Source organism: Flavobacterium sp. NKUCC04_CG (genome assembly GCF_019345525.1).
GTDB lineage: Bacteria > Bacteroidota > Bacteroidia > Flavobacteriales > Flavobacteriaceae > Flavobacterium.
Genome location: NZ_JAHKRA010000012.1, coordinates 73,094 through 95,992, shown reverse-complemented (window position 1 = coordinate 95,992; position 22,899 = coordinate 73,094). Strand labels below are relative to the sequence as shown.

At 37.4% G+C, this 22,899-nt stretch carries 20 protein-coding genes; 7 read left to right on the top strand and 13 right to left on the bottom strand.

Annotation, left to right across the window (positions count from 1 at the left end):
* Positions 1-258 precede the first annotated feature (258 nt).
* The 3 genes from KO524_RS10845 to KO524_RS10835 all read left to right on the top strand — a co-directional run bounded on the left by KO524_RS10845 (position 259) and on the right by KO524_RS10835 (position 6,027).
* Positions 259-1,383: an efflux RND transporter periplasmic adaptor subunit gene (locus tag KO524_RS10845; protein ID WP_219293924.1), complete on the top strand. Its 1,125-nt coding sequence runs from the start codon at positions 259-261 to the stop codon at positions 1,381-1,383.
* A gap of 12 nt (positions 1,384-1,395) precedes the next feature.
* Complete coding sequence (locus KO524_RS10840) at positions 1,396-4,551, top strand: efflux RND transporter permease subunit (protein WP_219293922.1); 3,156 nt, start codon at positions 1,396-1,398, stop codon at positions 4,549-4,551.
* Positions 4,552-4,626: 75 nt separating this feature from the next.
* Complete coding sequence (locus KO524_RS10835) at positions 4,627-6,027, top strand: TolC family protein (RefSeq protein WP_219293920.1); 1,401 nt, start codon at positions 4,627-4,629, stop codon at positions 6,025-6,027.
* A 98-nt stretch (positions 6,028-6,125) separates the two neighbouring features.
* On the opposite strand, the gene KO524_RS10830 is transcribed toward KO524_RS10835, so the two are convergent.
* The 5 genes from KO524_RS10830 to KO524_RS10810 all read right to left on the bottom strand — a co-directional run bounded on the left by KO524_RS10830 (position 6,126) and on the right by KO524_RS10810 (position 10,159).
* Positions 6,126-6,812 carry a phosphoribosylaminoimidazolesuccinocarboxamide synthase gene (locus KO524_RS10830; RefSeq protein WP_219293918.1) on the bottom strand — a complete coding sequence of 229 codons (687 nt, stop codon included), beginning with the start codon at positions 6,810-6,812 and terminating at the stop codon, positions 6,126-6,128.
* A gap of 114 nt (positions 6,813-6,926) precedes the next feature.
* Positions 6,927-7,325, bottom strand: a complete 399-nt coding sequence (locus KO524_RS10825) for a hypothetical protein (protein ID WP_219293916.1) — start codon at positions 7,323-7,325, stop codon at positions 6,927-6,929.
* 64 nt (positions 7,326-7,389) lie between these two features.
* Positions 7,390-7,896 carry a hypothetical protein gene (locus tag KO524_RS10820; RefSeq protein WP_219293914.1) on the bottom strand — a complete coding sequence of 169 codons (507 nt, stop codon included), beginning with the start codon at positions 7,894-7,896 and terminating at the stop codon, positions 7,390-7,392.
* Between the two features lie 36 nt (positions 7,897-7,932).
* Positions 7,933-8,604 carry a DUF4328 domain-containing protein gene (locus KO524_RS10815; protein ID WP_219293912.1) on the bottom strand — a complete coding sequence of 224 codons (672 nt, stop codon included), beginning with the start codon at positions 8,602-8,604 and terminating at the stop codon, positions 7,933-7,935.
* A gap of 421 nt (positions 8,605-9,025) precedes the next feature.
* The gene (locus tag KO524_RS10810) at positions 9,026-10,159 is read right to left on the bottom strand and encodes an MFS transporter (RefSeq protein WP_219293910.1); all 1,134 of its coding nucleotides are present in this window, start codon (positions 10,157-10,159) and stop codon (positions 9,026-9,028) included.
* 99 nt (positions 10,160-10,258) lie between these two features.
* Between KO524_RS10810 and KO524_RS10805 the strand changes: the two genes are divergently transcribed.
* Positions 10,259-11,029 carry a helix-turn-helix domain-containing protein gene (locus KO524_RS10805; RefSeq protein WP_219293908.1) on the top strand — a complete coding sequence of 257 codons (771 nt, stop codon included), beginning with the start codon at positions 10,259-10,261 and terminating at the stop codon, positions 11,027-11,029.
* Between the two features lie 128 nt (positions 11,030-11,157).
* On the opposite strand, the gene KO524_RS10800 is transcribed toward KO524_RS10805, so the two are convergent.
* The 4 genes from KO524_RS10800 to KO524_RS10785 all read right to left on the bottom strand — a co-directional run bounded on the left by KO524_RS10800 (position 11,158) and on the right by KO524_RS10785 (position 14,177).
* Positions 11,158-11,619: a hypothetical protein gene (locus KO524_RS10800; RefSeq protein ID WP_219293906.1), complete on the bottom strand. Its 462-nt coding sequence runs from the start codon at positions 11,617-11,619 to the stop codon at positions 11,158-11,160.
* Between the two features lie 88 nt (positions 11,620-11,707).
* Entirely contained in the window at positions 11,708-12,175 is a 468-nt protein-coding gene (locus tag KO524_RS10795; protein WP_219293904.1) for a hypothetical protein, read from the bottom strand.
* 116 nt (positions 12,176-12,291) lie between these two features.
* Positions 12,292-13,464, bottom strand: coding sequence for an acetyl-CoA C-acyltransferase (locus tag KO524_RS10790; RefSeq protein ID WP_219293958.1), 1,173 nt, complete (start codon positions 13,462-13,464; stop codon positions 12,292-12,294).
* 122 nt (positions 13,465-13,586) lie between these two features.
* Positions 13,587-14,177, bottom strand: coding sequence for a TetR/AcrR family transcriptional regulator (locus KO524_RS10785; protein WP_219293902.1), 591 nt, complete (start codon positions 14,175-14,177; stop codon positions 13,587-13,589).
* 186 nt (positions 14,178-14,363) lie between these two features.
* On the opposite strand from KO524_RS10785, the gene KO524_RS10780 reads away from it, so the two are divergent.
* Both KO524_RS10780 and KO524_RS10775 read left to right on the top strand, forming a co-directional pair.
* Positions 14,364-15,179 carry a 2,3,4,5-tetrahydropyridine-2,6-dicarboxylate N-succinyltransferase gene (locus KO524_RS10780; RefSeq protein ID WP_219293900.1) on the top strand — a complete coding sequence of 272 codons (816 nt, stop codon included), beginning with the start codon at positions 14,364-14,366 and terminating at the stop codon, positions 15,177-15,179.
* A gap of 64 nt (positions 15,180-15,243) precedes the next feature.
* Positions 15,244-17,109, top strand: coding sequence for an LTA synthase family protein (locus KO524_RS10775; protein ID WP_219293898.1), 1,866 nt, complete (start codon positions 15,244-15,246; stop codon positions 17,107-17,109).
* A gap of 78 nt (positions 17,110-17,187) precedes the next feature.
* On the opposite strand, the gene KO524_RS10770 is transcribed toward KO524_RS10775, so the two are convergent.
* The 3 genes from KO524_RS10770 to KO524_RS10760 form a co-directional block, all read right to left on the bottom strand.
* The gene (locus KO524_RS10770; RefSeq protein ID WP_219293888.1) at positions 17,188-17,703 is read right to left on the bottom strand and encodes a hypothetical protein; all 516 of its coding nucleotides are present in this window, start codon (positions 17,701-17,703) and stop codon (positions 17,188-17,190) included.
* A 64-nt stretch (positions 17,704-17,767) separates the two neighbouring features.
* The gene (locus KO524_RS10765; protein ID WP_219293878.1) at positions 17,768-19,852 is read right to left on the bottom strand and encodes a hypothetical protein; all 2,085 of its coding nucleotides are present in this window, start codon (positions 19,850-19,852) and stop codon (positions 17,768-17,770) included.
* 603 nt (positions 19,853-20,455) lie between these two features.
* Positions 20,456-21,142 carry a hypothetical protein gene (locus KO524_RS10760; RefSeq protein WP_219293876.1) on the bottom strand — a complete coding sequence of 229 codons (687 nt, stop codon included), beginning with the start codon at positions 21,140-21,142 and terminating at the stop codon, positions 20,456-20,458.
* A gap of 255 nt (positions 21,143-21,397) precedes the next feature.
* On the opposite strand from KO524_RS10760, the gene KO524_RS10755 reads away from it, so the two are divergent.
* A complete protein-coding gene (locus tag KO524_RS10755; RefSeq protein WP_219293874.1) occupies positions 21,398-22,135 on the top strand; it encodes a glycosyltransferase family 2 protein in 738 nt (245 codons plus the stop codon).
* On the opposite strand, the gene KO524_RS10750 is transcribed toward KO524_RS10755, so the two are convergent.
* Positions 22,127-22,834, bottom strand: a complete 708-nt coding sequence (locus KO524_RS10750) for a polysaccharide deacetylase family protein (protein ID WP_219293872.1) — start codon at positions 22,832-22,834, stop codon at positions 22,127-22,129. The two genes, KO524_RS10755 and KO524_RS10750, sit on opposite strands and share 9 nt — an antisense overlap.
* Positions 22,835-22,899: the final 65 nt, after the last annotated feature.

Sequence of the window (22,899 nt, the reverse complement as noted above, 5' to 3'; positions counted from 1 at the left end):
GCAAACTTGTTTTAACGCCTCTTTGCCTTACCATCGTACTGTTCCCTTCTGGAATGTGCTGACGAAGTAGTCCACTACAAGGGCGGATAAAAAACGCTTTTCATTCTCAAATTATTTTAATTCATAGCCCCAACCCAGAACAAGGTTTGAGCGGGGAACGGACTCCTTATGTCTTTTAGTCAATGAAATTTTGATGTTATAAGCTGTCCGCTAAAACAAACTCAATCCACCAAATCACAACCTTATATAGTTATCATCATGAGAAAAAACACGCTTTATTTATTAATTGCCTTAGCGGTAATCACCACTGCTTGCGACACCAAAAAAGAAACCGCTACCGTTGCTATAGTCGAATACCCTATCCTCGTTTTGAGTAGTCAAAAAACGGTTTTACAATTGGAATATCCCACTACTTTAGAAGGTATAGAAACCGTTGAAATTCGCTCTAAAATAGACGGCTATATCGAAGCGGTTTACATAGAAGAAGGCAGTATGGTTAAAACTGGTCAAAAACTATTTAAGATTGATGCTGATCGGTTTATACAAGAAGTTAACCAACGTAAAGCAGCAGTGAAGGCAGTTGAAGCAGCATTGGAAACCGCGAGTATTCAAGTGAATCGCACAGCGGCTCTAGTCGATAAAAAAATAGTCAATACGTTTGAATTAACCACAGCCAAAAACCTGGAACGCGTGAAGCGCGCAGAGCTTCAACAAGCTCAGGCAGCCCTTACTGACGCACAATCTCAGTTGGCTTTTACACAGATTACCAGTCCGATTACAGGTATAGTTGGACGTTTACCGTTTAAAAAGGGCAGTTTAGTAAACAGTACTTCCGAGCAAGCGCTTACTACCATTGCTAATACACAGGAGATGTTTGCCCATTTTTCGCTAAGTCAGAAACAACTCAATCTTTTTATCGATCAATATCCAGGTAATAGCCGGGACGAAAAAATAAAAAACATGCCCCAACTAAGTTTAACACAAGCCAACGGAGAAAACTATCCCCTACTCGGTAAAATACAAAATCTTAGTGGAATATTAAATGAGCAAACCGGTTCGGCGAATTTCAAAGCTTTATTTCCAAATCCGGATGGTATTTTGTGGAGTGGCGCGAGTGCAACCTTGCACATTCCAACGATTATCAATCAAGCTATTCGCATACCTAAGAAAGCGGTTTTTGAAATTCAGGGTAAGTTTTTCGCCTATATGGTCGATTCTCAAAATACCGTTCACGCTACCGAAATCGACTTATTACCTACTGCATTAGAGCTCGAATTCGTTGTACGAAAGGGGCTTAAAGCTGGTGATGCCATCGTGATTGACGGTATCGAAAGCTTGAGAAATGGTATAAAAATCCAACCATCCCCTATTTCCCATAAATAATTACAGACGATTATGTTAAGAAAATTTATAGAAAACCCCGTATTATCAACCGTTATATCGATAATTATAGTATTGCTTGGAATATTGGGACTGTTCTCCCTACCCATTTCCCAATATCCAGAAATTGCCCCACCCACCGTAGTGGTCACTGCTTCCTATCAAGGTGCCAATTCCGATGTGGTTATGAAAAGTGTTGTTGTACCCTTAGAAGAGCAAATCAATGGCGTTGAAAACATGACCTATATGACTTCTACCGCTACCAATGATGGTAGTGCCACTATAACCGTTTTTTTTAAACAAGGAACAGACTCAGATATGGCAGCGGTCAATGTACAAAACCGAGTGAGCAAAGCCACCAGTTTACTTCCTGCCGAAGTTATTAAAGCCGGAATTACCACCAGTAAACAATTGAGCAGTACCGCTTTTAGTTTTCTTTTGTATAGTACCGATGGAAAATATGATCAAAAATTCCTAGACAACTATTTGAGAATAAACATCATGCCACAAATGAAACGCGTTGAAGGTGTTGGAGGTACAGAAATCTATGGCAATCAGGAATATTCCATGCGCATTTGGTTAAAACCCGAAGTGATGGCAACTCACAGGTTGATTCCCGAAGACATCATTGCGGCTTTAGAAGAACAAAATATCGAAGCGGCACCAGGAAAAATTGGAGAAAATAGTCGGCATTCTTTACAATATGCTTTAAAATTTACCGGTCGATTAGAAAATCCAGTACAATTTGAAAACATCATTTTAAAAAGCGGCGTACCCGGCGATTATTTATTGCTAAAGGAGGTAGCCGAAATCGAATTTGGTGCCTTAGACTATACCTCAACTTTAATTACGCAAGGTCATCAATCTTCAGGTGGTGCCATCAGTCAAATTTCGGGATCCAATGCTCGAGAGTTAATCATTGCTTGCGAAAACATTTTAAAAGAAGCTTCTGTGGATTTCCCACCCGGTGTAGCATACCATACTTTTCTAAATGCCAATGATTTTTTAGATGCCTCTATTGAGAAAGTAATTTATACTATACTTGAAGCCTTTATACTGGTTTTTATAGTGGTATTTATCTTTTTGCAAGATCTGCGTTCCACTTTAATTCCAGCAATTGCCGTACCCGTAGCCATTATTGGAACCTTTTTCTTTTTAAAACTCTTTGGATTTACCATTAACCTGCTTACTCTCTTTGCCTTAGTTCTGGCTATAGGTATAGTGGTCGACGATGCCATTGTGGTGGTCGAAGCAGTACATGCCAAACTCGATCAAGGAGCCAAATCAGCTAAAAAGGCGACTATACACGCGATGAGTGAAATAAGCGGAGCCATCGTATCCATTACTTTAATCATGTCGGCAGTATTTATTCCCGTTACTTTTATTACGGGATCGGCAGGTGTATTTTACAAACAATTTGGTTTAACCTTGGCAGTTGCCATCATTATTTCTGCTATAAATGCGTTAACGCTAAGTCCCGCCCTTTGTGCCTTGTTGTTAAAGCCACACTTAAAAAATTCGGAAAAACCACAGGGTTTTTTACCTAAATTTTTTAGTGGATTTAATGTAGCCTTCGAAGTGATAACCCAAAGATATGTAGGCGTAGTACGTTTTTTAATACGGAGGAAATGGATCTCTTTTGCTGCTATTGCTGGATTTTCTTTATTGTTTTATGCCTTAGTAAAAACTACACCAACGGGATTTGTGCCTAATGAAGATGGCGGTGCAATTTTTGGTAATGTGGTTTTACCTCCTGCATCAACCTTGGAACGCACGGAGCAAATTGCTCACGAAATTGATAGTATTGCTCGAAGTATTCCCGAGGTAGAACTCGCTTCTACTTTATCCGGTATGGATTTACTTCACGGTTCAGGAGGCTCGTATGGAGCACTTTTTATTCGTTTAAAACCGTGGAAAGAACGGAGCGCAAAAGATCAAAGCGCTGCGGCTATAGTACAGCAATTATTTCAAAAAACCGCTCATATCAAAGGCGCTCAAATTATCTTTTTCGCTGCACCTACTTTACAAGGTTTCGGAGATAGCAACGGCTTTGAAGTTCAATTATTAGATAAAACGGGGGGTAATTATTCGAAATTCAACGATAACATTGAGGCTTTTATAACCGCTTTAAACCAGCGTCCCGAAATTAATTATGCTGCAAGTTCATTCCAGAATGGATTTCCCGAATTGGAAATTAATATTAATGTCGCACAATGCAAAGCTGCTGGTGTAAGTGTTAATAGTGTATTGACTACTTTACAAGGCTATTTTGGAGGAATTTACGCTTCGGATATCAATCGATTTGGAAAGCAATATAGAGTAATGATACAATCTCATGCCGACTATAGAGCTAAAGAAAACGATATCAATAAAATTTATGTGCGAACCTCAAACGGTGAAATGGCTCCTATTTCCGAATTTGTAACATTAAAGAAGACTTATGGACCAGAATTTATCAAGCGTTTTAATTTGTTTACATCGAGTACCATTACCGGCATACCCAACGAAGGTTATAGTTCTGGTGACGCGATTAAAGCCATAGAAGAAGTAGCAGCGCAAACGCTGAATCGAGGCTATACTTATGAGTATTCTGGATTAACTCGAGAAGAGCTATCCAGTGGTAGTCAAACTGTACTGATCTTTTCCCTTTGTTTAATTTTTATTTATTTTCTGCTCAGTGCTCAATACAAGAGTTATATCCTCCCTTTTTCAGTATTGTTGTCCTTGCCTATCGGTTTAGCAGGAGCCTTTATTTTTGCTAAATTATTTGGACTTGACAATAATATTTTTTTACAGATAAGCCTTATCATGCTCATTGGGTTATTGGCAAAAAATGCCATTTTGATCGTTGAGTTTGCGTTACTGCATCGCTTACAAGGTAGAACACTCGTACAGTCGGCCATCAATGGCGCAAAATCGCGTTTACGTCCTATTTTAATGACTTCATTTGCCTTTGTTTTTGGTCTAATACCGTTGATGTTAGCCACAGGAGCTGGTGCTTTAAGCAATCGATCCATAGGTACTGCAGCGGTTGGAGGTATGTTGATAGGAACGCTGTTTGGCGTGTTTGTGATTCCCGTTTTATTTATAGTGTTTCAAGCCTTACACGAAAGTATTTCTGGAATAAAAACACCGACTCGAGCTCCTAGAACTCTAGATGAAAACGCATAAAAAAACAACTGCCGAACTTCGAGTTGGGCAGTATATAAAAACACCGCTGTATCGCACAGTATAAAAATTAAAAACATGAGAAAAATTAAAATACTTCTATGGGGCTCGTTGTTTGTTCTTGCTATAACTACCTGGAGTTCTTGCCAAATAACGCATCCCTATTCCACGCCAGAAAATCATTTAGACCTTTCATTTAGAGGCCCAGAAACAAGCTTAGACACGATTACTATAGCTTCTTTACCTTGGACAACCATCTTTACGGATACCTTATTACAATCTCTCATTCACGAGGGATTAGCCGCTAATATTGATTTAAAAATAGCCGTTGAACGGCTTACGGAATCCAAAGCGCATTTGCGCTTGCAAAAGTCGGCTTACTTGCCCTCTTTAAGCAGTGGAATAAGCGTTAAGGAGTTTCAATTACCCCATTCGCAAAGTTTTGGAAATTCGCGCAACAACACTCAATACGATTTGGGACTCCAAAGCAATTGGGAAATCGATATTTGGGGAAAACTAGGCAGTTCTAAACGCGCGGCCTTAGCACAACTATTGGCTACAGATGCTGCTAAAAAAGCAGTACAAACACAATTAATTGCAGATATAGCCTCCGGATATTTTCAATTACTGGCTTTGGACCAAGAGTTGCTCACAACCCAAAAAACCGCAAAAAACCGTGCAGATGATGCGGCGGCAATTGAAATGCTTTTTGAAAATGCTTTGCTCAATGGGGTGTCGGTAGTTCAAAGTCAGGCCAACTACTACGAAGCCGAATTGGAGATACCCGATATCGAACAGAGAATTAAAGCAACAGAGCACCAACTGTGCTTTTTACTCGGGCGTAACCCCGAATCCATTGCAAGACAAGATTTGGCACAGCAAGATGTAACTTCCGATTTAAAATCGGGTATTCCCGCTCAATTACTCGCAAATCGCCCGGATGTACAAATGGCCGAATTAAACTTTAGAGCAGCTTTTGAGGAAACCAATGTAGCTCGAACGTATTTCTATCCCGCCTTGACCATTACAGCTGGTGGAGGTTTCTCCAATTTGGGTTGGAGTCAATGGTTTTCTAGCCAAAGTCTTTTCGGATCCATAGCCGGTGGCTTAACGCAATCTATATTTAACAAAGGTATCAATAAAGCCCGTCTAACCGCAGCTTTATCCAGACAGCAACAAGCGCTGTTGCACTTTGAAAAAACCTTGCTAATGGCGAGTTTAGAAGTGTCGAATGCCTTGTTTGAATACGACACAGCCCAACGAAAAGAGTTAACACGGAAAAAGCAACTCGAAGCACTTACTAAAGCGGTTGACTTTAACAAAGAACTGTTTTTACATCATCAAAACACCAATTTTACCGATGTCTTAACCGCCGAGCAAAATTTGTTACGCGCTGAATTAAAAAACATTGACGATCAGCGTCAAAAATTATCGGCCGTTGTTCAACTGTATCGCGCTTTAGGTGGCGGTTGGAATTAAGAATTTCCAAACGGCCCTTAAATCAAAAAAAACCGCCAAGTTGTATGATACAAACTGGCGGTTTTTAAATAGTATTTTTACCGTATATTTTTAAAAGACTAAGCTCCTAAAAAATCTTTTTCCAAATCCAATGGAGCTATATAGGTACCGTTTTTATATACTCTCATATTTCCTCCAGAAATCTCATCGATTAACAACAGGGCTCCTGTAGCTTTATCCCTTCCGAATTCCAATTTAATATCGTATAATTCCAACTCTTTTTTAGCCAATTCCGCTTTGATGATATGGCAAATTTCCTTTGTCAATACTTTTAATTCTTGATAAGCTTCTTTGGATAGGATTCCGAGCATTTCCAAAGTGTCGTCAGAAATCGTTGGATCCCCTCTTTCATCGTCTTTAATCGTAATTTCAACTAAAGCATCCAAAGCATCACCTTCTTGACAATATGCCCCGTAACGTCTGTAAAAACTACCAACAGCACGGTATCTGCAGATAACTTCCAATCCCTTTCCAAAAGTAGTTGCTTCTTTAACCACCATACTTACCTCATCCAGATCAGCACTTACATAATGTGTAGCTATACCTTTTTCAGCCAAACGCTCAAAAAAGAATTTGGTCATTTTAAGTCCCGATTTTCCAGCACCATCAATGGTCAAGCCAATGGTATTGGCTCCTGGATCAAACACACCGTTTTCTCCGGTCACGTCGTCTTTAAACTTTAATAATACTTGATGGTTCTCTAAACTGTAAACATCTTTGGTTTTACCCGTGTAAATTAACTTCATAAAAAATAAGAATATAGGTCGAAATAATCCTTCAAAAATACTCTAAATAGCCTTAAGAAAGTCAGGTTTTTTAAATAATATTTGCTTTTTCTGAACTCGTACTGCTATTCTTGTCTAAGATTTCCGATACAATTCTACGGTTATATGCTCGTCGCAGAACTTTAGACTAGCGTGAATGGTATTGAGGCATTTGGTACCATTTGAAGTTCGAGCGGTACAAAATATCTTATCGCTTTCTAATTTTATTTCCCTTTTTGTTTTTACTACAGCTGGTGTTTGCAATATGCTGCTTTCACCGACATTATAGGATTTTTTTTGAGTTCTTTTACTATCGGTAGTTTTAGAGGAATGCTGTACGGCATTGTCGTGTTGCACAGGATCCCTTTTATCGGTAGCTGTTACATAGACAGCTTGAGCAAAAGTTGTGTTCCAAATAAAACAATAGAAAAAAAGGATTAGTAAGCTGTTGTTTACAGGCCATATCTTTGCTGTAGTTATAAATATTTGCCGCATGGCTGATTTTTTAAATTAAATGCAAACATACGTTTAAATACCAATTGTTAAAATGTGGTTTTCCTCATTCGGTTTTCCACATATTTTTAAATGATTGACCTATAAAAAACAATATGGGCAAACCAATTAAGGCTTGTGCTATCCAATTAAACGAGCTGCCTAAAAACTCCGGCTTTCCCTGAGCTAAAAACATGCTTTGAAAGATGACCATGGTAATAACGGTACTTAATGCCAATTTTAGACAGCGAAACATACGCATTACAATCTTTAATTGTACCGCCAATTTAGGTTTCGACAGTGATTTATTAGCATGGAAAAGCTCGGGTTTCGTTGTTAAAACGCTAAGTCCCCAAAATACTATTGTTGCCAAAGCCCCCATAAAAATAATAAACAAGCGATTTTCCATTCCCATCGCGCCTTTTGACCAACTGTACTTGTTCGGAATTAACTCCGGTAAACTGTTGTAGTTTATCAATATTCCAATCCACATGATTATAATGACCAATAGACCCGCTATTTCTATAATAATATCAACAAGGTTTAAAGGTGGTTTTTCCGAGCTGGTTTGCATAGTGGGAATTTTTATTGTGCTAAAGCAATTGTATATTTATTGATCGACTTCTACCGGTTTTAATTCAAACAGGAGTTTTTCTCTAGAATTATATGCCTTAATAATTTTTATAATCAGTAAGCCTGCAATAATAGAAATTATACTTTGACCGATATAAAAAAGACTTTCATTAGACAAACTCTCTACTTCATCTGCTTCTGGAGATACCTTGTTCAAGATTTGAATCATCGCATTATTGATAAGCCAAAATGCCCACCAAGCACTTAAATATAGAGCGGGAAAAGTCTTTATATTTTTTATTCCGTTTTTTGCTAGTAAATAGCCATTCAAATTAAAGAGTTCTTTCATAATTTGGAAAGGACGAAACAAATTTAAAATGGGAACAAACCAAGCTCCAGCAGCCCAGCCCTCCAAAAACCTTACGTCCTTATGACATTGATGTAGGTTGTAATAAGCCCGACGAAACCACATAATAAAAGTGATACCCGACATAGCAAAAAAAACACCATAAATAATGGTCACGAACTTTACCCGCAGATCATTGTTTTCCAACTGTTCTGTGGTGTATTCTACTCCATTGGAAAAACACTGCAACAGGTCGTATTGCATATAATTCGAAATTATACCAATCAGTTCTAGGACAATAACAGCCCAAACCATCACTACAGCAGCGCGAGCTCGATCTTCATTAGGTTTCATCGTATTCATATTTACTGTACGCTTCTATTTTCTTCCCTTAATACCTATTACCAATGCCCCTTTTTTATCAAGAACAAGATCGCTATCCAACAAGCCACTAACAAACCTTCTTTTTACAAAATCGGAAGACTTAATAGATAAAGACTACGTTATGATTAGTACAGTAACTCCGTCGTTTTTTTAGCTGATCTATCCACACTACAAACTTAGTAAATAAGTCGAGGAAGCCCTTCAGTTTTTTTATGAATAATCCAAAAAAAAAACAGCGCTTAAACGCTGTGGTAAACCTAAATCAAAGTGCCAAAATTCGTTGTAATAACAAGGGGTCATGCAGAAACTATTTGAAGAACCTCTAAGAGTTACATCATCAAAATAGCACGAATTAGAATAGTGTTTAAACCCCTTATTTACTTAGTGAATATCAATATGGCTATCGGTGTACTTTTTTATATGTTAGGGCTACAATCAAAGAAAAAGCAGACAAAAAGGTAAGTATAAGACCGAGATTCTGAGTCAATCCCGACACGACGAGCCCCACTGCTATCATGGTATAGTACATCAGACCAAATAAAGCTCCCGCCGTGCCCGCAACCGCCGTATACTTAACCAAAGCTTGACTTAAAATATTAGGAATAGCTATGCTAAATCCAACAACCACAAAGATCATGGGAATCAAAAAAAACAGGCTTTCCTGCAATAACAATGTCCCGATTCCTCCGACACCCGCAATTGCAGCAGCAAAAACAATCAATACAGTTGACGATATATTCTGGTCAACCATTTTTTTATTGATCAGCCCACCCATCAATGAGCTCGTTGCTAATAAGACACCACTATATCCAAATTCTGTGGAGCTATAACCAAGTTTGTCAAAAATAAACGGTGCTAACGAGTAGTAACTAAATAGCATAATATTAAAAGCTGCCACCAAAATCGCACTTAACCAAATTAATTTATCGCCGAGCAATACAACAATTACCTCTTTTATAGCGGGTGCAGTTCCTAAGTCCTTTTTTGTTTCTGGTAGAAATTTAACGGTAGCAAGTAGCAAAACTATCGACAAAAAAACCAGGGTTGAAAAAACACCTAATACGCCATATTTCTTCACCATTAAACCACCTATTAGTAATCCAATTACCGGACTTATAGACAATGCTATACCTATAACTGAGAACTTTTTTCCAAGTTCCTTTTTATCATACAAATCTCTAAATACAGTTTGAGTAACCACAGAGCCCACCGCTATTCCAAAAGCGGCTATCATTCGGGCCAGTATGATTACGCTAAAATGCAAAGCTCCTAAAGCAAGGCTAGATCCGATACCATAGGTTATTAAACCGTATATCATGGCCTTTCTTCTCCCCATTCGATCCGCTGCAATGCCCCAAAAAATCACGCCGATTGCAAAAGCGAAAAAATAAACTGAGATGGTTTGCGACGCTTCTTCATCGGATACTGTAAATTCCGTAGCAATACTTGTCAAAGCTGGGCTATATATGGTTTCGACAAACTGAGGAAACATGATTAGAACAATTAGTAACAGCAACTTGGGTTGGGTTTTCATGACGATTTATTTCTGTTTTAATTTTTTTTGACAAAAGTAAAACTTACATTTACGTCCTTAGTAATGATGTTAAGACATAAAACATCGAAATACAGACACATGGCATTTCTATCTCAAGAGCGTATTTTTAACCCTGATCAGATTGACGCAGCAGTAATTGGCATTGCGTCCGATTTCACAAGTCATGATTCTGGGTTGCATCAACACCAAAGAGCGCAACTTTTGTTTGCTCCTATCGGATGCATGACTATTGAAAGTGATGACCAACAGAGCATACTACCTCCGACCATGGCAGCTTGGATTCCGCCACATTTCGCACATAGAGTCAGTATGCGAAATGTCGTAGCCTATCGGTCGATCTATTTTGCCCCCTCTCTACTGCCCGATAATTCCTTCGAATTCACTATCTTAAATGTAAATGGACTACTGAAGGAGTTGATCGAACGCATGTCTTTTTGGCCTTGGGATATGCCCATTGATTTACAGCAAAATACCTTAAATCTTTTTTGGGAAGAATTCCACAGTGCTCCAAAACAAAACCTAACGCTCTTTATACCCAAAGATACTAGAATTAAACAGCATGTTGAACATTGGAATCAGGGAAAAACACTACCGTCCTTTCTCAAAGAATTTGCGAAAGACGTAGGTGCTAGTGAAAAAACGATCACCCGAATCTTTTTAAAAGAAACCGGTATGTCGTATCAAGAATGGCGACAGCAATGGCGGCTTCAAAAAGCGATTGAATGGCTAGCTGAAGGTAAAAATGTTCGGGAAACAGCTTATGATCTGGAATTTTCCAGCGACAGCGCATTTATAGAGTTTTTTAAAAAATATCAGCGGCAAACACCACATAAATATTTTAATAAATAGCCTTTTGTGCAACAGTTCCACCTTTTTAATGCCTGTTTGGAATTTTCAGATTTTAAAAAATTCAAACAAAAATGCCGCCATGAAATATTTCACAGCGGCGGGAGTTGATCGTGTTTAAAACGCTCAATTTAATTATTAAATGCGTTTTTATATTTTTCTAAAAAGGCACTGAGTTGGGCTGTATTGTTAGCATTTAGTAAATACCAAGCATCATCCATTTTTACTCTATTTCCTTCTGTCCAAATAAATACCGTCGTAGAAACGGACTTGTCCGATATGAGATTCAAACTGTAGTCTGGTGTTTTCATTTTAACCATCATACCGGTCTTATTCCATTTTTTATCGTAGTTTGCCTTTTCCAATAAATCGATTATCGTAGAAAAATCGTTGGGCAAAACGGTTACTTCATCGGAATTTAAAATCCGTAAATCTATAGTGGTTATGGGTTTGTTTAGCTTCACTTTTTTAGGATTTGTAGTCTTAGTAGAAACTTCCGTTTCACTAAGCGGTTTAGCTGTACTACAAGATTGCCATGCCGTTGCCGATAGCACAACAGAAAACAATACGACAGAACGAAAATAATTTTGCATCAATTAAATTTTAAAAAGTTATTTTATACACTGGGACATCTGATAAAATCAGAAAATTAGACCTTCCTGTTTTTTTACGAAGATCGTTTTATTTGACTAAATTTAATTTAAAATCCTCATTATATTTTAACTGATTCGGGTCTGCAAAAACTACTTTTCCATCTTTCTCAATTACATCACCATATCCTTCTAAAAGCGAATCGTCTTCCATTTTAAATACAACTTGTCTGGTCGATTTAATACCCTCAGACATAAAGTCGTAATCAGCAATTAGAACATCATTTTTAATAATTCCTTTAATGGTACCAATATTTTGATCTTTTTCATTTAAATGATACTCTAATTTCCCTATCAAGCTATCTCCGGAACGCGTAAAAAACAAACTAATTTCGTCCTTGTTTTTACTGTATTTATACGAAAATTCTTGCGGTACTATTACCGCATCCGTTATTTCGATTAAGTCGCTGTCTTGCTCTTTTACTGTTTTCTTACATGAAAACAGTACTAATGCTATAGTCATTAGACCTAAAGTTCTAAAAATGGCTTTTGAATTCATGGTTATAGTTTGTTTAGTTATATTTTATATTACATACAATAATCAATCCTTTTTTTTAAAATAGCTCCATTTTTTATATTTTTTTTGCTGTTAGTAGGTAACTTTCACAGCACTATTTATAAGTTTTCAATAATAACAGTTGTAGAGGCACCTCCTCCATTACAAATAGATGCCAAACCATAACGGGCTTTGTTTTGTTTTAAAACCTGAATTAAAGTGACGAGTATTCGAGCTCCAGAAGCTCCTATTGGATGCCCTAATGCTACCGCTCCACCATTTACATTTACGCGATTCAAATCCAATGACAACAATTGCTGTAGGGATAGAATAACCGATGCATAAGCTTCATTAATTTCAAAAAAATCAATGTCGTCTATAGTCAGTTTTGCTTGTTGTAAGGCTTTTTTTATGGAAATAGCAGGTGCTGTTGTAAACCATTCTGGCTGTTGTGCTCCGTCGGCATATGCAACAATTCTAGCTAAGGGAGTAACTCCCTGTCTTTGAACCGCGGCTGCAGATGCTAAAACAATTGCCGCAGCACCGTCGTTGATGTTGCTGGAATTTGCAGCAGTCAACAAGCCCTCGATTTCGAATGCCGGCTTTAACAACGGCATTTTTTCAGGAATCATTTTATCAATATCCTCATCGGTAGTCAGTAACAATTCCGCTTTCCCCTTAAGAATTGTTATCGGAACAATCTCCTCTTCAAAGCGTTTTGCTATAGTGGCCTTTTGTGCCTTTTGATACGACTCCAAAGCATAGTTGTCCAATTGCTGCCTCGATAAGCCAAAATGACGCGCACCCAATTCTGCGGCATTACCCATATGAAAATCATTATAAACATCCCATAACCCGTCTTTAATCAAGCCATCAGTCAAAGGTAAATGCCCCAATTTATTTCCCTTGCGAATAGCCGCATAATAAGGAACATTGCTCATGCTCTCCATACCTCCCGTAAGAACCAATTCATCCATGCCGAGCTGAATTTGTTGCGCGCCCAATACCGTAGCTTTTAAGCCCGATGCACATACTTTATTAATCGTGGTTGCATCCTTGTCATAAGGTATGCCTGCCAAAATTGCTGCTTGCCGTGCCGGTGCTTGTCCTAAACCCGCACTTAATCCGTTGCCTAAATAGACACTAGACAAGGCACTAGGATCGAGCGCTAAGGTGTCTAAACATCCTCGAATCGCTATAGCGCCTAACTCAGGAGCTGTAAAAGTTGCTAAATTTCCAAGTAAACCTCCTATAGGTGTGCGCTTTGCCGCTACAATAAATACTTCTTTCATCATATTAATTTTTGATTTGAATGCAACTCTATAATTTTCTGCCGTTGTTTTCTAAACGATGCTTTTTTAATCCGGTTTATTAATTATATACCAATCGGTATATTTTTGTTCAAATTTTTTTACTACAATAATTCTTCCTTTATAATTAGATGTATGCGTTGAACTGCCGTAACTATATGTTTGGAATCGCTACTCATTTTACTTAACAAGACCCCGCCCTGAATTAACATAATAAATGTATTGGCCAATTCTTCTGAATTGACGGTGGCTTTAAATTCTTTCTCCTTGACCCCCTTTTCGATCAAATACACGATTCTCTTGCTCCATAAAATAAAACTGTGTTGTACTGCGGCTTTCATAAAGGGTAAATTATCGTCGGCTTCCACTGCGGCATTGAGCAGCGGACATCCGCCATTTAAAGCAATATCTTGCCAATTTTCTTTATGAAAATTAAACAAAGCCGACAAATTCTCAAAAGCCGACGCCTCCATGCGCTGCGTTTTTTTTAAGCCATCAAATACGCGTTGAACACTAAAATCAAATGCCGCTAAGGCTACCGATTCTTTATTGGAAAAGTTGCCATATATACTTCCTTTGGTTAAGCCCGTTGCTGAAGTCATGTCAGATAAAGAAGTACCCGCATATCCTTTGACATTAAACAATAATGCCGTCTTTTCAACTATAAACCGTTTCGTCTTTTCAGCTTTCGTCATCTTCACTAAATTATAAAAACAAATATAAAAAAAATACCTTTCGGTATAAAAATAATTGTATTAAAATTTCGGCTCCTAGCTGTATGTCTAAAACAGTAATAAAACTTATAAAACAACCAAGAATACATCGCTTAAAAAAAAGTCACCATGCAGCTATAATTCTTATATTTGCAAAAACATATTTAGATGGAAAACTTAAGGAATATCATAGAGAATGCTTGGAATAACAGACAATTACTTCAAGAAGAAGCTACTCAAAATGCCATTAGACAGGTCATTGATTTGGTTGATGCGGGAACTTTGCGCGTCGCAGAGCCTGTTGGAAACGATTGGCAAATCAATGAATGGGTTAAAAAAGCAGTAGTGCTCTATTTTCCAATTCAAAAAATGGAAACTTGGGAGGCAGGGATTTTTGAATATCACGATAAAATGCCGTTAAAACGCGATTATGCCTCAAAGGGAATCCGCGTAGTGCCTAATGCGGTAGCCCGTCATGGTGCCTATATCGCATCCGGAGTTATTTTAATGCCCTCTTATGTTAACATTGGTGCTTATGTAGATGAAGGAACCATGGTTGATACTTGGGCTACAGTAGGTAGTTGTGCACAAATCGGTAAAAACGTACACTTAAGTGGCGGTGTTGGAATCGGTGGTGTATTAGAACCGTTGCAAGCAGCTCCGGTTATTATTGAAGACCATGCTTTTATAGGTTCTCGATGTATAGTAGTTGAAGGTGTTCGCGTAGGTAAAGAAGCTGTTTTAGGAGCCAATGTAGTACTGACTGCTTCTACCAAAATTATTGATGTTACGGGTAGCGAGCCCATAGAAACCAAAGGATATATACCTGAACGTGCCGTAGTGATACCGGGTTCGTATACCAAACAATTTCCTGCTGGAGCATATCAAGTGCCTTGTGCCTTAATCATCGGAACTCGTAAAGCTTCTACAGATTTAAAGACTTCCTTAAACGATGCCTTACGCGAATATAACGTTGCCGTTTAATATTTTATAATCCTACAGAACAGCACTACCGCAGTGCTGTTCTATTTTATATGTCACTTTGCTTATGAATGCAACTTCTCTATATAGTTTGAAATTATTTGTAAAACGTTTGTTGGTCCTTTTGTTTTTCTACCAACTTAGTCGCTTTGCTTTTTATATATACAACTATTCATTTTTTACAGATTTACTGAATTTCAAAGTGTTTTTAGGGGGTATGCGTTTTGATTTAGCCGTTATTGGATACGTCAATCTGTTGTTTGCCTTTTTGCATTTAATACCCGGGAAATTTCAGCAAAACAAGCGTTATCAAAATTTTCTATTATACAGTTTTTACGCGGTCAATACCTTTGTAATTTGTTTAAACTTCGTTGACTTCGAATATTTTAAATTTATCGGACGACGCAGTTCATTTGCCATGATTACCGCCAGTGGTATGGAAAATGAAATATGGGGTTTGCTACAGTCCTTTGTAGTCGAATATTGGCAGGTTCCCATGTTGATGGTTGTTTTTGCTTTATTAATTGGGCTTTCGTTACGCCAAATCAATTACCGTAAAGTAACTTCTCAATTTACATGGGGCGCAATGGGAATTTGCTTGTTGACTGTCGGAGTTTTATTTTTATGTGGTCGTGGTGGATTTCAACAAAAACCCTTGAGTATAGTCGATGCTTCTAAATATAGTCAGATTGGAAATACTGCCCTTATATTAAACACGCCTTTTACCGTATTTAAAACCATTGGAAAAAAAGAAACCTTAGAAAATGTTCAATTCTTCTCTGAGGAAGAGAGTCGTGCTATATTCGATCCGGTACAGGAATTTCAGTACGAAACCACCAACAAGAAAAACGTAGTATTATTGATTTTAGAGAGCTATGGACGCGAAAACATACAACGTGGACAAACCCCCTTTCTAGACTCTTTGATTCAAAAGAGTTATTTTTTCGAAAATGCCTTTGCCAATGGAAAGCTGTCTATCGACGCTGTTCCATCCACAATTTCAAGTATTCCAAACCTGATGAACAACAGTTATATTTCATCGAGCTATTCACTAAACAAGGTTTATGCCTTACCTGCAATTCTAAAGGACCACGGATATCAAACTTCTTTTTTCCACGGTGCATTTAACGGTAGCCAAAAATTTGACCAATATGCAACAGTAGCAGGATTTGAAAAATATTACGGTAAGGACGAATACGTAGGACCGGAATCTTTTGATGGGAAATGGGGTGTTTTTGACGAAGACTTTTTACAGTTTTTCGCCAAAGAACTCAATCAATTTAAAGCACCTTTTTTTACAACTTTATTTACTATATCGTCCCATTCACCCTATACCATACCCGAAAAATATAAAGGCAAGTTTCCAAAGGGAACTACTCCTATACACGAATCAGTTGCTTATACGGATTATGCTTTAAAACAGTTTTTCAAGACTGCCGCTACCATGCCGTGGTACAACGAAACTATTTTTGTAATCACATCCGATCATACCTCTTCCTTTGGTGAAGAACCTCAATACAAAAACAATATTGGTAAATTTCGAATTCCAATTATGTTTTATGTACCGGGAGATGATAGTATGGTAGGTGTATCGGAAAAGAACTTTCAGCAAATTGATATCTTACCCAGTTTGATGGATTATTTACAATTAAACACCAAACTGATTACTTATGGAAAATCGTATCGTTCGGAAAAAGACTTTGTAGTCAATTACCTAGATAATGTTTACAATTACGAAAAGGGCGATTATTATTTGGCTTTTGACGGAAAGAAAAGTCTGGGTTTATTTAATTGGAAAAAGGACCCTTTATTACAAAACAACTTGATGAAATCGCAACCGCAACTGCTCCAGGAGATGGAAACCTTTATCAAAGCTTATATCCAATCTTTTAACAAACGGGTTAGAGACAATCAATTAACCCTAAATAAATAATTTTAAAAACGGCTAATTACATCGTATTAGCCGTTTTTATTTGCAGTACATTTTTTTAATTTTTACTATCCGTATCGGTTATTTCCAGAACGTCCATTCGTTTCCGTTGTAGATACAAACCAACTTCTTTACCTTATCATAACAGATAGTTCCCGGCATGGGGTTCACAATATTAAGATGCGGTGAAACTACTTTTGGAAGAATTAAAGCTTTGTCCGAAGATTCCAATACGAGCACACCTGCCACGCTACTCATAAGAGCACCGATAACGGTTCCCCTTTTTATAGATTCTGGCACTAATTCTTGTATAGTCAAATCGACTTGACCAACTCTTTTGGACAGATCAACCCAATTGGTATTGTCGTAATAGAGTACTTTTCTCAAGTTCGCATCAAATATCATTACGCCTCCGGTCAAGGCAGATTCTGTTGGTAAAGTAGTTACCCAAGGCAAAACAATACCCGACTTTCCATCCGCTTCAAAATCCAATATACCTGATCCATCTGGAGACTCCTTTTTCCCTATACTGGACTGCGCATTTACAGCCAGACCTATAAACAAAATGCCGATTACAATTAGAATTTTTTTCATCATTATTCTTTCACTTAATGGTTTACTATCAATTTTATTTTTAAAAATCTTATGTAGATTTTAAAATTTAATCATTTGGACAACTCTGTACTAATTCTTTCCAAATAGTACCGTTGTACAATTTTATCACATTGTTTACGGTATCATAGACTAGCATTCCCTCAACAGGATCAGTAATAGTCGTTTCTGGTGAAGCCATTCTAGTAAGTACTAATCCCTGTGTTTTGGATTCTAATATTAGATTTCCCGTTCTGTAATCAGATAAATCGCGAGGCACAGCATGTCTGTCTAAAGTGGAAATAATGGTAAGTGCCGGTTCTGATGATCCTGTGGTAACGGCAGGTTTATAACATATTTCACAAGTTGGATCATACTGTACTTCTAAGGTGGCTTTAGGCGACTCACAATCATAAAGAGACGAATAGAAATATACGGTATAAGTTCCTTCAATCGTAACATTAGTCGGATCTGCGACTTCAACGCCATTTCGCTCCCAAACCGCCTTAACACCAAAAGGAGGTAAATTAACCAAATAATCATTTAAATTAAAAGCTGCTCCTTTACAAGGCTTGACCAAAGTTCCCGTTAAGGACGGTGCATTGTCTCCTGCTTCACAGGAAAAAACAATAGCGTTACTACTAACATAAGCTCCTGGTGTAGAGCCAAAAGCTATAGAAATAGCAATAGCATTATCCGTATCCACATGGGTATCTATGTAATTATCAAAAACCATATAAGGAGGTACTGCGGCGCCTAATCTGTTATTCATTATATGGAAAAATCCAGAAAAATATCCTGACCATGGTACACCTCCTTTAAAATGGAAAGCTTCGTAGGAAGGCAATTTCTTAACTCCCATCACAAAATCAGGAGCTGTTCCCAATACAAATCCAGGCCCTGTATCCCCTCTTTCCAAATAGGTATCAAAACCATGTGCAAAATTCACTGGCTCTGTATTACCAGCAGGTATGGTGACGGTATAATCAATTAAGAAGCTATTGTCAGGATTCCGGTAGGTATATTTAACGTCTAAATAATAAGTCAAACTCCCTTTTCTCGCATACAATTTAATGATGTTTATAAAATTCCCAGACCCCTGAGGCGATTCAATAAGGTGTTGTGGAGTACTACTAATCATCTCCAATTTGGGTCTCTGTACCGATCCTGTTGCAGGAAACACACTCCCACCGATAAAGGCAGTATTTCCAACAGTAAGTACAAATCCATTTACTGTTCCTGGTGGTAAAGTTGGATTCGTGGTACCGTAGATAATATCTTTATTTGTAGGATAAATCTGCCCCGTGTTTCTTCTAAAAATCTGCATGGTTCCCGTCCCGGACAAACTAATTCGCAGTCCAGTTTCAGTTCTTCCTCCAGTTGGGTTCATTAGCGTCTGTCCATAATACGGACACTCACCAACAGCAGTGAATCGATACAATTGCCCACTCTGCGGCTTGGAAGCAACAGGCCTACTTAATGTAGTCGAAGTAGTTGGATTTGCGACAGCATCAGAAGAAAGCCACAATTGCGCAATCATCTCCGCACCGTCGTTATTGTACAAACCAATTGCCGCATTATAAGCCGGTCCTCCACCAATTGGATTTAACTCCCTATCATATAGGTATTCTACCACATTGGTCCGCTCGTATATTTTAACTTGAAAACTGATGACATTCCGTGTTTGACTATTCCATCCCCAATTTTTCCACTCTGCCGTTAAAACACGATTCGGTGCTACACCAGTTGTACTATAAGAAAATACACCATCAACCCCACTTAAATCGGTCCATAAAGGTGCCAATATAGGTGTGTCATGGTGTATAGCAGGAATATTAGACAGTACGGCATTATTAAAAGAAATGGTACCGTTGGAACTCGCATAAAATGAAGTAAAATTCGCACAACCTATAGTAAAAGTAAAACCTATAGGTAAGGCAGCACTCACCGCCTCGTCCGTCGCCAGTGAATTTACGACTACACCGTCATTTAAAGGTATAAAAGCACTGGATCGAGTAGCTAATCGATAAACTATACTTGTAGTTCTTTTAGCTTGCGCCTCTTGCGCCTCAATCTCTGTGGAGAAACACAACGAGAGTATGAAAAGAACCAAAAAATGAAAAACCTTTTGTCTTTCTGTAATAAAATTCTGCATTATTTTTACAATTTAAAAATCTAAAAATAACAACAATAAACAACCTGATACTCCCAGATAAACAACAATTTGTTGACCTAATAATTTGGCACAAAATAACAGCTTTTACCACCAAATTGTTCATTAATAAATCAAATTAAGATTTACTAATAATCTATAAACTAAACAATTTAATTTTTAAAAAAGCTTTAAAAACTCAATAAATCACTATTTTAATAAAAATTATTAGTAAATCCCTAATAAAACACCTAATTAAAAAATAACTATTCCCAAATTAAGTTTTTTTATAAAAAGCATGTTGAATTAGTGAAAATGATACAGAATACAACTATTTTTAAACGGAATAAATAGTCCATTCACCTTATAAAAATCGGTTAAAAAAGAGAAATCCCCCATAATTAATTTTAATCGAATTCTCTATTTATTATAGCTATTGAAATAGAAAATGTAGGCTTTTAATCCAAAAAAAAGCACCCTTTATAAAAGGGTGTAAAGGAGAAATTATTCCTGTATTAAATTGTAATAAGAACATCAATCCATAACAAGCTGACTCTTATAACAACAACCACTACCAATAATTTATTATATATATGATCGATTCGACTAAACCGAATCCTCTAGTGTTAAAACAGTAGTACGATAAGCCATTCTTTTAACCTTTAACTTTTTAAGGCTATTGAGATGTCTTTGCAATTCGAATTGATTTTCCGCTTCTAAAAAGCGTAAATCCGATTTCCAAAACGAAGCATTTTTGAGATTAAGCTTGGGGTCGGAAAAGGAAAAAGCAGTATAAAGAGCGGCTTTCCATCCCCATTGATAAAGCGGTCCATTAAAAAAAGACAGGCTACCACCTTGTTTTTTTAGCCACTTATTTTGAAAGGCGACACCTGTGTATATACTTTGTTCATCAATCCGATTAAATACAGCCTGAGAAACTTTATCCACACTCCCCTGCAACCAGTAGCCTTCCTCTCTGTTTTGAAAATGTTGTGCAATAAAATCTTGTCTTGGGATACAATTTCCTTCAGAAATAATCAAAAAATCTGTTGTCACATTTTCGATTATTTCCTTCATCGCTAGTTGCTTTTCGGAAATCAAGATATGAACAGGAAAAAAAACTTGTTTTTCCATAGCAGCCAATAATTGACTTACTTTACTTTCATCGCGGCTCGGCACCACAACAATTAACTCAAAGTTGCGGTAAGTTTGCGTACAATAGCCCAAAAAAACTTTTTGAAGGCAAGCCGTTGACAGGTAATCACTGATTATTATAGAGACGTTTCTTTGCATACAAGAGCAAATATAATCTATTTTCTCAGTGTACACTCCCATTTATACCCTGATATAAAAAAATGGATTTCAGTTAAAATAGCGGCAACTACTTTCTAGCTCCTTTGAAACCGCCATTACAAGTTCCCTAATCCAAAAAATCTCATCTCAAGTTACTTAAAAACAAATAAAAAAATCGAAAACGCGAAAAAAAAATTCTCACAGCTTTCTGAATATGTTATGTTATTTTGGGTATTTTTGCTTTTTTTACAGCGCATGAAATTAAGTGTCATCATTCCGACCTATAATGAGTATCCCTATTTGGAGGATGCTGTGCATTCTGTATCTTTCGCAGATGAAATTATCGTGATTGACTCTTTTAGTACAGATGGCACGGCTGCCTTAGCCGTTGCTTTGGGATGTAAAGTAGTAGAACGAAAATTCGATAATTTTTCAGCTCAAAAAAACCACGCGATTCCTTTGGCTAAAGGCGATTGGATTTTGTTTTTAGATGCCGATGAACGCATTACATTAGCCTTACAGGCAGAAATACTGTCAAAAATAAATCAATCCAACTACGGAGGGTATAAATTGCGTTTCCCACACTTTTTCCTCAATCGTTTTCTCTACCACAAGGCTGATCGTGTTACGCGTTTAGTGCGTAATAATGGTATTTATTTTACGGGAGATGTGCATGAGAAACTCCATATACCAGAAGGTAAGATTGGTATTTTAAACAACTATGTGTTGCACTACACCTACAAGGGCATTTTTCACTTTTTAAGTAAAAAAGAATCCTATGCTTGGTTTCAAGCAGGTGAGTTTTATAAGAAGAAAAAGAAAATCACCTATTTTCACTTGGCCTTTAAACCTTTTTATCGGTTTTTCTCTACCTATATACTTAAACGCGGTTTTATGGATGGCGTAGCTGGTTTTGCTGGTTCAGCAACTGATGCATATGGTGTTTTTGCCCGTTATGCCAAAGCCATGTTATTGGAACGCGGTTTAAAATAACTTTCCAAAACGCAGTTTTAATTTAAATTTAAAAAGCGATTCCCCCCCTTTTACATCCAATCGATTAATTTCATAAGACTCTTTAAATGGAAAGCTATTAATTTTATTTCCGATTCTAAAACCCATTTTCATTCCATTTTGATGCATCAGCTTAAAAAAGACCGAGCGTTTGGGCTCCTTCTTAGGAAAATTCCCATAAGGATAAGCAATCGCCGGATACACGGCTAATTGATTATTTTTGACAACTTCCATACAACGCTCAAAATCAACTTTAATTTCGGCTTCCGACAGGTCTGCAAAACGGCGGTGCTCGTAGGAGTGAAATCCCAATTCGATATTCGCGGGCAATCCCTGAATTTGTTCTAAGCTCATTATAGACTCTTCCCCTCCAGCATTCCAAGAATCTACTTTGCCCAAGTATTTAAAGGGGATAAAAAAAGTGGCTTTCATCTGATATTTCTCCAATAACGGTAAGGCATAGTTCAGTTGATTTACCGTGACATCATCAAAGGTTAAAACCACAGCTTTAGCAGCTAATTTATCTAACAGTTCCAATTCACTTAAATGATAGGTTTGGTAGCCTTTTAATTTTAAAAACCTTAATTGAGTCTCCAACTTTTCTGTTGAAATCGTCAAATCATTACTGTTTTTTTCCTGTTTGCATATGTTGTGATACATCAAGATCGGTAAGTGGCTCATCTAATTATTTCTAAAAATTAATTCCAACAAAATTATTACATTTGTACTAATTACAACCAAGTCTT